The sequence below is a fragment of the Actinomyces sp. S6-Spd3 genome (assembly GCF_000758755.1).
GTDB lineage: Bacteria > Actinomycetota > Actinomycetes > Actinomycetales > Actinomycetaceae > Pauljensenia.
The window spans coordinates 1-811 of record NZ_JRMV01000114.1; the positions used below are offsets into that span (position 1 = coordinate 1).

Here is an 811-nt window from a genome sequence, read left to right on the forward strand (position 1 = left end):
GTGGTTTAGGGAGAGCAACAGGTCGCCAACCAAGATTGCCACAGGCCCTGCCGTTTCCGCGCCTATCTCGCGCGCAGCCTGCACGTGTACGGACGGGATACCGCGCCTGGTTGGAGCATTATCGATGAAGTCATCGTGTACGAGGGCGGAGCTTTGGTAAAGTTCGAGCGCAGCGCCTAGATTCATCGCGGTTTCGCTATGGCCGACATCTTCGCCACCCGCAATAAAGTTACCGATGGAAACGCCGAGGGCGCGCAGGGCCTTGCCCGATCCCACGTACGAGCGAGCAAACGAGAGGAATCGATCAAGCTCCGGGTGTGGAGCCAGGGTTGCTGCAAAGGTATTGAAGAAATCCAAGGCTTGGTGGTTCATCACCGGTGCGAATAGGGCTTGGTTAAACGCGGGCTTCGCGGCGTTCGAGGCGTTTCGATCCGTTTTCATACTATAAAGATACCGAATCGAACGAGCAACGCCCTATCAACGGGGGTGAGGAGATTGGTTACCTCAGTTGGGCGAAAAATACAAGACCTGATTATAATTGGTTCTAGTTTCGTCTCTCACGATTAATCACAACCCGGTCAAGTGGTGCAGCCATGCGCCGATTAAAGAGTGAGAGGACCCTAATGTTCCCGTGGAAAGGAAAACTTCGTGGCAGTTTCTAAAGCCTCTAAGACTAATTCTAAGACCGCAGGATCCACCACTAGCGACGTTGAGGTAACTGAATCTACCGAGTCGAAGGCAACTAGAAAGCCTGCCGCGAAGAAGACTGCCGCTAAGGCCACCACCGCGACCAAGAGGACCGCGAATTCCA

1 protein-coding gene is annotated in these 811 nt (G+C 54.1%); it reads right to left on the reverse strand.

Annotation, left to right across the window (positions count from 1 at the left end):
• Positions 1-441: polyprenyl synthetase family protein (locus HMPREF1627_RS10635; protein WP_034500287.1), on the reverse strand; the 441-nt coding region annotated here is incomplete at its 3' end.
• Between the last annotated feature and the right edge of the window lie 370 nt (positions 442-811).